The organism is Micromonospora sp. M42, from assembly GCF_000568915.1.
In the GTDB taxonomy this organism is placed as follows: domain Bacteria; phylum Actinomycetota; class Actinomycetes; order Mycobacteriales; family Micromonosporaceae; genus Micromonospora; species Micromonospora chalcea.
Genome location: NZ_KK037233.1, coordinates 1039706 through 1048020 on the forward strand (window position 1 = coordinate 1039706; position 8315 = coordinate 1048020).

8 protein-coding genes and 1 pseudogene are annotated in these 8315 nt (G+C 73.2%); 4 read left to right on the forward strand and 5 right to left on the reverse strand.

Translation table 11 applies throughout. The features are described 5' to 3' along the window. Positions 1-52: 52 nt before the first annotated feature. Positions 53-166: pseudogene (locus MCBG_RS32310) on the reverse strand (proline dehydrogenase); the annotation flags it as partial. 128 nt (positions 167-294) lie between these two features. On the opposite strand from MCBG_RS32310, the gene MCBG_RS04460 reads away from it, so the two are divergent. Continuing rightward, positions 295-885, forward strand: coding sequence for a pyridoxamine 5'-phosphate oxidase family protein (locus MCBG_RS04460; RefSeq protein WP_043324102.1), 591 nt, complete (start codon positions 295-297; stop codon positions 883-885). 6 nt (positions 886-891) lie between these two features. Here MCBG_RS04460 and MCBG_RS04465 read toward each other — a convergent pair whose 3' ends face one another. Continuing rightward, positions 892-2373, reverse strand: a complete 1482-nt coding sequence (locus MCBG_RS04465) for a peptide MFS transporter (protein WP_043330143.1) — start codon at positions 2371-2373, stop codon at positions 892-894. Positions 2374-2597: 224 nt separating this feature from the next. On the opposite strand from MCBG_RS04465, the gene MCBG_RS04470 reads away from it, so the two are divergent. After that, positions 2598-2939 (forward strand): RNA polymerase-binding protein RbpA, encoded by a 342-nt coding sequence (locus MCBG_RS04470; RefSeq protein ID WP_007070998.1) that lies wholly within the window; start codon positions 2598-2600, stop codon positions 2937-2939. 181 nt (positions 2940-3120) lie between these two features. On the opposite strand, the gene MCBG_RS04475 is transcribed toward MCBG_RS04470, so the two are convergent. The 3 genes from MCBG_RS04475 to lnt are packed head-to-tail and all read right to left on the reverse strand — an operon-like array spanning position 3121 to position 6121. After that, on the reverse strand, positions 3121-3660 hold the full coding sequence (locus MCBG_RS04475) for an FxsA family protein (RefSeq protein ID WP_043324104.1): 540 nt from the start codon (positions 3658-3660) through the stop codon (positions 3121-3123). A 53-nt stretch (positions 3661-3713) separates the two neighbouring features. Continuing rightward, on the reverse strand, positions 3714-4505 hold the full coding sequence (locus MCBG_RS04480) for a polyprenol monophosphomannose synthase (protein ID WP_043324106.1): 792 nt from the start codon (positions 4503-4505) through the stop codon (positions 3714-3716). Positions 4506-4531: 26 nt separating this feature from the next. Beyond that, a complete protein-coding gene (gene lnt / locus MCBG_RS04485; protein ID WP_043324109.1) occupies positions 4532-6121 on the reverse strand; it encodes an apolipoprotein N-acyltransferase in 1590 nt (529 codons plus the stop codon). A gap of 112 nt (positions 6122-6233) precedes the next feature. Between lnt and MCBG_RS04490 the strand changes: the two genes are divergently transcribed. Next, entirely contained in the window at positions 6234-7550 is a 1317-nt protein-coding gene (locus MCBG_RS04490) for a low temperature requirement protein A (protein WP_043324111.1), read from the forward strand. A 51-nt stretch (positions 7551-7601) separates the two neighbouring features. Continuing rightward, a partial coding sequence (locus MCBG_RS04495; RefSeq protein WP_043324113.1) for an AfsR/SARP family transcriptional regulator occupies positions 7602-8315 on the forward strand: 714 nt, incomplete at its 3' end.

Here is an 8315-nt window from a genome sequence, read left to right on the forward strand (position 1 = left end):
CCGGACGGCTACCGCCTCGTGCTGTGAACCCGGGCCTGGTCGAACGACTGACTCACTTCTTCGACAGCACCGCGCGGCCGAAGAACGCCAGGTTCGCCGGGCGCTCCGCGAGCCGGCGCATCAGGTAGCCGTACCACTGGTCGCCGTAGGGGACGTAGGTCCGCACCGGGCAGCTCGCCGACCAGGTCAGTGACCTGGCGACGGCGCTGGCGCGGCTCGGCACCCGCACCGGCTGACCGCCACGGGCTGGGAAGGGGGCAGCGCCCGACCCGTGCCGGCGGCGAGGATCGGGGCATGGGAAAGACATACGAGCGCATCGACGGCCGGCTGCGGGACTTCATCGAGGCGCAGCCGATGTTCTTCGTCGCCACCGCCCCGCTGTCCGGTGACGGCACCGTCAACCTGTCCCCGAAAGGGCTGCGCGGCTGCTTCGCGGTGCTCGACGAGCACACGGTGGCGTATCTGGACTTCGCCGGCAGCAACGCCGAGACCATCGCCCACCTGCGGGAGAACGGCCGGATCACGCTGATGTGGTGCGCGTTCGCCGGCCCGCCGAACATCGTGCGGGTGCACGGGCGCGGCGAGCCGGTGTTCCGCGACGACCCGCGCTGGCCCGGCCTGCTGCGGCACTTCCCCGACATCGACCCCGGCCCGCACGGCCTGCGGGCGATCATCGTGGCGCACGCCGAGCTGATCCGCGACACGTGCGGCTACGCGGTGCCGTTCATGACCTACGACGCCGACCGCGACCTGCACGAACGCCGGTTCGCCCGGGAGGACGACACGTCGCTGAGCGCGTACTTCGCCGGCAAGGACCACGTCGCCACCAGCATCGACGGGCTGCCCGGCCTGCCGCTGCCACTGCCGCCCACTCCGTCGGTGTGAGCCAGGTCAGTGGATGCCGGCCATCAGGGTCCGGATCTGGCGGGTGAACATCACCGCGGCCAGGCCCAGCACCACCGAGGCCAGCCCGAAGGTCAGGAAGTACACCGGCTGCGACCAGGCGCCGGCCAGGCGGGCCACCTGGCCGCCGATCGCGTCGCCGACGGCGGTGGCGAGGAACCACAGGCCCAGCATCTGACTGGCGTACTTGACCGGGGCCAGTTTGGTGGTGGCGGACAGGCCGACCGGGCTCAGCGACAGCTCGCCGGCCACCTGGATCGCGTACACCGCGACCAGCCACAGCGGTGAGACCAGGTCGCCGCCGACGGCGGCCCGCGCGGCGGCGGCCATCAGCACGAACGACAGGCCGTTGAGCACCAGGCCGACCGCGAACTTCGTGGGCGTGGACACCCGGTGCCCGAGCTTGAGCCACAGCGCGGCGGCCAGTGGCGCGCCGATGATGATCAGGATCGGGTTCACCGACTGCAGCCAGGACGCCGGGAACGTGAACCCGCCCACCGAGCGGTCGGTCTGGTCGGCGGCGAAGATGTTCAGCACCGATCCGGCCTGGTCGTAGATGAGCCAGAACGAGGCGGCGAACACGAACAGCCACACGTACGCCTTCATCCGGCTGCGTTCGGTGCCGCTGATCTCCCGGTCGGTGAGGATGCGCGCGAAGTAGCCGACTGTCACCAGCACCGTCACCACTGTGAGCAGGTTGACCACGGTGTCGACGGTGAACCAGCCGGCCAGCAGCAGCACCAGCAGCACCGCGAGCAGAATCCCTGTGGCCACGCCGATGCGGGTCAGCGCGCGTCGCCGGTCCGCGCCGAGCAGTGGGTCCGCCGGGCGGGCACCGGCGTCGCCGAGGTTGCGCCGGCCCAGCACGTACTGGAGTACGCCGAAGGTCATGCCGACCGCTGCCGCGCCGAACCCCAGATGCCAGTTGATCTTCTCGCCGAGGAAGCCGGTGATCAGCGGCGCGATGAACGCGCCCAGGTTGATGCCCATGTAGAAGATCGAGAACCCGGCGTCGCGGCGCGGCGAGTCCCGCTCGTACAGGTCACCGACCATGGTGGAGATGTTCGGTTTGAGCAGGCCGGTGCCGAGCACGATCAGCGCCATGCCGGCGAACACGCTCCACCCGGTCGGGATCGCCATCACGTAGTGGCCGGCGGCGATCACCACGCCGCCCCACAGCACACTGCGTCGCGCGCCGATCAGCCGGTCCGCCACCCAGCCACCGGGCAGGGCCATCAGGTAGACCATGGCGTTGTAGGTGCCGTACACGGCGTTGGCGCTGGACTCACCGATGTCGAGTCCGCCGTCGGCGACCGCGGCGGTCAGGTACAGCACCAGGATCGCCCGCATGCCGTAGAAGCTGAACCGCTCCCACATCTCGGTGAGGAAGAGCGTGGACAGCGCACGGGGATGACCGAAGAAGGTCTTGCCCGCGGGTGGCCGGGCCCCGACCGGCGCGTCACTGCTCATCGTCACCTCCGGCACGCAAACAGGTGGGTAACATCCCCATTGACAGGCGAAACACTCCACCGATTCGGCCCGGCCGGGGACGACCCCGCCGGGCAGCTGTCATGGCCGGTTACCCTTGGTTCTTCCGACCCGCGTACGGCCCTGCCGACGTGGGTGGGGAATGGGCGAACGGTGACCGGCCGTTACACCTGAAGACCAGCACCACGGACGAGGGGAAGTCGATCATGGGCGAGCGCATGCTGCGCGGTAGCCGGCTGGGCGCGGTCAGCTACGAATCCGACCGCAACACGGAGCTCGCGCCGCGCCAGACCCGCGAGTACCTCTGCGCCAAGGGCCACCAGTTCGAGGTGCCGTTCGCCGTCGACGCCGAGGTCCCGACGACCTGGGAGTGCAAGTTCGACGGCAGCGTCGCCCGCCTGGTCGACGGCACCGAGCCGGAGCAGAAGAAGGCCAAGCCGCCGCGTACCCACTGGGACATGCTGCTGGAGCGGCGCTCGATCGCCGAGCTGGAGGACATCCTCGCCGAGCGGCTCCAGGAGGTCCGGACCCGTCGCGGTCGCGCCTGAGCATCTCCCGCATGACCGAAAACGCCCCCGGGATCACCCGGGGGCGTTTCCGTTGCCCGGGCGGGGCGCGGTCGCCAGTTCGGGGTGGTGGCGGGGTCGGGCGCGGTCTGATGCCACCACCTCGGCGAAGTGGAGTCGATCAAGCCGATGGCCCGGCGCAACGCAGCGCGGCGGGCGTGCGTCAGCGGTCGACGATTTCGCCCTCGATGGCCTTGCCGGGGTCGGTGACCGGCTGGGGCGTCGGCGCGGGACCCGGCGACGGTGACGGTGTGGGCTGCGGGGTCGGCTGCGGCGCGCCCCGGTACACCCGTACCCGCCGTGGCCCGAACAGGTCACCGGCGACCATCGACGACACCCGCCGCTCGGTGGCCCGGCGCACCCCGCCACCGGCCAGCCGGCGCATCGGCGGCAGCAGCAACAGCAGGCCCACCACGCCGCTGACCAGGCCCGGCATCGCCAGCAGCAGCGCACCCAGCAGCCCGACCAGCCCGTCGGTCACCTCGGGGCCCGGTGGACGGCCGGCCTGGGCCGCCGCGCGGAATCCGCGCCACGCCCGCATGCCCTCGCGGCGCAGCAGCACCAGCCCCAGCAGGGACGCGCCGAACACCAGCAGCACCGCCGCGCCGAACCCGACAGCCCGGCCGACCAGCACGAAAACGGTCAGCTCCAGCAGCGCCAACAGCAGCAGGGCCGGGGGTACGTACTTCAGTCCTCGGCGCATCTCACCTCATCCGCCCGGGGTCATCACGCCCCTCAAGCATGACACGCCTCGGCTCAAGGCCAGCGGGCGAGCGCGTCCGGGCGGGCGGACGCGGTCGCCAAACGGTCCCGCACTCCCCACCGGGTGACCCGCCACAGCGCCTCGACCACGATCAGCGGGCTCATCTTGCTGTCGCCGTGTTCCCGCTCGGCGAACGTGATCGGCACCTCCACGATGCGTACCCCGGCTCGGTGCGCCAGCCGGGACAGCTCGACCTGGAAGGCGTACCCCTGGGAGCGCACCGAGTCCAGGTCGATGGCGTCCAGCGCGCTGCGCCGGTACACCCGGTAGCCGCCGGTGGCGTCGCTGACCGGCATGCCCAGCGCGAGCCGCGCGTACAGGTTGCCGACCCGCGACAGCAGCAGCCGCTGCCACGGCCAGTTCAGCACCCGCGCGCCGCGCGTCCACCGGGAGCCGATCACCACGTCGGCGTCGCGGGCGGCGTCCAGCAGCGCCGGCAGGTCCTCCGGCGCGTGCGAGCCGTCGGCGTCCATCTCCACCACGGCGTCGTAGCCGCGTGCGCGGGCCCAGGCGAAACCGGCCAGGTAGGCCGCGCCGAGCCCTTCCTTGCCTTCGCGGTGCAGCACGTGCACCCGCGGGTCGTCCCCGGAGAGCCGGTTCGCGATCGCGCCGGTGCCGTCTGGGCTGTTGTCGTCGGCGACGAGCACGTCCACCCCCGGCGCCGCCGCACGTACCCGGGCGACGATCCGCTCGACGTTGTCGGCCTCGTTGTAGGTGGGGATGACCACCAGGACCCGCCCCACCCCGGGGTGGCCGGCCGTCCGCCTGTCGGCTGTCACCGCCACCGTCGCACCGCCTCCCGCTCGTCGGCTCAGCCGGGAGCGACCTCCCGGCGCCGGCGCAGCACGGCCGCGCCGGCCAGGGCCGCGACCGCCAGCGCCGTGAGCGCCACCTCCGGCCACACCCCGGCCGTGGTCGCCGGGGTACGCCCGTTGCCGAGTTCCATCTGCCGCACCACCACCGCGGCGGTGTTGAACCCGGTCGCACCGTCTACCCGCCCGTCGGGGGTAACGAACCCGGACACCCCGACCGTGGAGGCCATCAACGCGGCACGGCCGTGCTCCACCGCCCGCAACCGCACCATGGCCAGCTGCTGGCGGGCCTCGGCCACGTCGAACGTGGCGTTGTTCGTCTGCACCACCAGCAGCTGCGCGCCGCCGGTCACGGTGTCCCGGACGATCCCGTCGTAGGCGACCTCGAAGCAGATCACGTCGCCGAGGACCGCCGCGCCGGCGTCGACCACGCCGGGCCGGTCACCGGGGACGAAGTCGGAGCTGACCCGGTCGACCTGCGAGCTGACCATGCGGGCGAGGGATCGCAGCGGCACGTACTCGGCGAACGGCACCGGATGCCGCTTGACGTACGTCTGGTCCAGGTCGACGCCCGTGCCGGGCCGCCACAGCAGCCCCACGTTGCGCACCTGCCCCGCCTCCGGGCCGGCGAGCACCGCGCCGACCAGGATCGGCGCGCCGATCGCGTCGGCGGCCTGCCCGATCCGTTCCCCCGCGGCCGGGTTGCGCAGCGGGTCGATGTCGCTGGAGTTCTCCGGCCACACCACCAGGTCGGGGCGGGGCTGCCCGCCCTCGGTGACCCGTTCGGCCAGTTCCAGCGTGGCGTCGACGTGGTTGTTGAGCACCGCCTGCCGCTGCGCGTTGAAGTCCAGCCCGAGGCGCGGCACGTTGCCCTGCACGATCGCGACGGTGACGGTGCCGTCCGCGCCGCGTACCTCGGCGGGCACGGCCGGGCCGGCGGCGAGCAGCGCGACCAGCCCGGCGGTGAGCCCGGCCACCGGCCGCCACTGCCCGGGCGCGCGACGCCAGTCCCGCCACGCCACCGCGACGAGGATCCCACCGGCGACCGCTACCGCGAACGTGACCAGCGGCGCGCCGCCGAGCGCGGCCAGCCGCAGCATCGGCGACGTGTCCTGGCTGAACGCCAGCCGCCCCCACGGGAACCCGCCGAACGGGGTGCGGTCGCGCAGCGCCTCCTGCCCCACCCACAACACGCCGGTGAGCAGCGGCCATGCCGCCCGGTGCCGGTCGGCCAGCGGCGACACCCAGGCGGTGGCGGCGCCCAGCAGCGCCAGGTAGGCGGCCTGCAGCAGCGACAGCAGCGCCCACGGCAGGTAGCCGGTGTGCAGGTTCGTCCACTCCAGCAGCGGCGCGAACAGCGCCACCCCGGTGAGGAAACCCAGCCCGGCGCCGGCCCGCAACCGCCGCCGGTGCGCGGCGGCCGCCAGCAACGCCACCCCGACCGGGGCGAGCGGCCACATCCCGTACGGCGGGAACGCCAGCAGCAGCGCCACCCCGGCCAGTACGGCGGCCGGCACGGCCAGCGTCAGCGGCAGGGGACGCGCCCCGTCGGCGACGGTGCGCGACTGCTCCTGCTCCAGCGTCGTCACCGGCTTCTCCCCACGATCACGGGCCGAAGGCTACCCGCCCGTACCGGCCGTCGGCCCGCGCCCCTGCGCCACCGATCGGGCAACTGCGCCTCGGTGGGCGGGGCCCGCTGCCATGCTCGGCAGCATGAACGCTGAGCGGGGACGGGGTCGTGTCCTGCCGACCGCGCCCGGCTCGCGCGTCACCCGGGTGGAGTTGTTCTACGACCTGGTGTTCGTGTTCGCGTTCCTGAACGTCACGAACGTCCTCTCCGAAACCCTGAGCGGCAGGTCGTTGCTGGCGGGACTGCTGTTGCTGTTGCTGCTGTGGTGGTGCTGGGTGTCCTTCGCCGCCCTGGGCAACGTCGTCCGCACCGACCAGGGGGTGATGCCGCTTGTCGGCTCGGTGACGGTGGCCGCGCTGTTCGTGCTGACGCTGAGCACACCGTCGGCGTTCGCCGAGGAGCAGGCGCAGCAGCAGTCCGGTCCGCCCGGTCTGGTCTTGTTCGCCTGCTGCTACCTCATCATCCGGGCGGCCCAGGTGCTGGTGTTCCTGGCCCGCAGCAGCGGCCGCGGACGGACCGCCCTGCGCCTCGGTCTCCCACCGCTGACCAGCGTGGCGTTGATCCTCGCCACCAAGGCACTGCCCGAGTCACCCCAGCAGCCATGGGCGAGGTGGCTGCCGCTGGCGCTGTGGCTGGCCGCGGTCTGCGTCGAGTACACCTCCGGGGGCCTCGCCCCCAGCGCCGGGCTGACAGTCGTGTCCGCCGCCCACTGGGCCGAGCGATACGCGCTGATCCTGCTCATCGCGCTCGGCGAGTCGATCATTTCGCTCGGGCTGGGACCGAAGCTGAGCGCCGGCTTGCCGGCCACGTGGCCGGTGATCGTGGCGTCGGTGCTCGGCGTCACCATCATCGCGTCCCTGTGGTGGCTGTACTTCGACACTCTGGCACCCGCGCTGGAGCAGCGGCTGCATCGCACCCGCGACGTCCGGGCACGGGCGGCGCTCGCCCGCGACGCCTACGCCTACCTGCACCTGCCGCTGATCACCGGGATCATCCTGTTCGCCCTCGGGCTCAAGCGCTACCTCACCGTCATCTCCCACCCGCACGGCGATCCCTGGTGGGAACACGCCGCCGAGCTGGACAGCCGGGTGCTGTTCGCCGGGGTGGTCATCTACATGTTGGGACTGCTGGCGCTGGGGGTGCGGGCGACCCAACGGATTCCGGCGGTCGCCACCTGTGTGGTGCTCGTGCTGGCGGTGGGGCTGCCGTGGGCGGGCCGGCTGCCGGTGGTGGCCGCTCTGGCGATCCTGGCGGCGGTCAGCGTCTTCCTGGTGCTGTTCGGTCTGCGCGCGGGTGACCCGTGGCGTCGTCAGGTGCGCCGGACCGCGTTGGACGAGCAGGTCGCCGCCGAGCGGGAGCAGTCCGAATGGCGCCGGCGTCACCTGTGACCGGCGGGTGGGGAGTGTGGGCGGTGCCGGTGACAGGCGACAATCGGGCCCATGCGGTTCGGTGTGCTCGGCGCGACCCAGGCGTACGCGGCCGACGGCAGCGCGCTCCCGGTCGCCGGTGAGCGGCTGCGTGCCCTGCTGGTGCTGCTGCTGCTCGACGCCGACCGCACGGTGCCGCCGCGGCGGCTCATCGACGGCGTCTACGGCGACCGGCCGCCGGAGCAGGCCGCGAACGCGTTGCAGTCGCAGGTGTCGCGGCTGCGGCGGCTGCTGCCCGGGGCGCGCATCGAGTTCGGTCCGGCCGGTTACCGGCTGGCCGTCGACCCGCAGCGGGTGGATGTGCACCGGTTCACCCGGCTGGCCGGGGCGGGACGGGCGGCGCTGGCCGACGGTGATCCGCGCGGCGCGGCGGCGCTGCTGCGCGACGCGCTGGACCTGTGGCGCGGCGAACCCCTCGCGGATGTCGCCGGGGCGCCGTTCGCCGACGTCGAGGCGGCCCGGCTGCGCGAGCTGCGCCTGGCGGCGATCGAGGACCGGGTCGAGGCGGACCTGGCGCTCGCGCCGTCCGGGGCGCCGCTGATCGCCGAGCTGCGGACCCTGGTGGCGGCGCATCCGCTGCGGGAGCGGCTGCACGGGCTGCTGATGCGCGCCCTGCACGGCGCGGGCAGCCGCGCCGAGGCCCTCGCCGCGTACGCCGACGCGCGCCGCGTGCTGGCCGAGGAGCTGGGCGCCGACCCGTCGGCGGAGCTGGTCGCGTTGCACGCC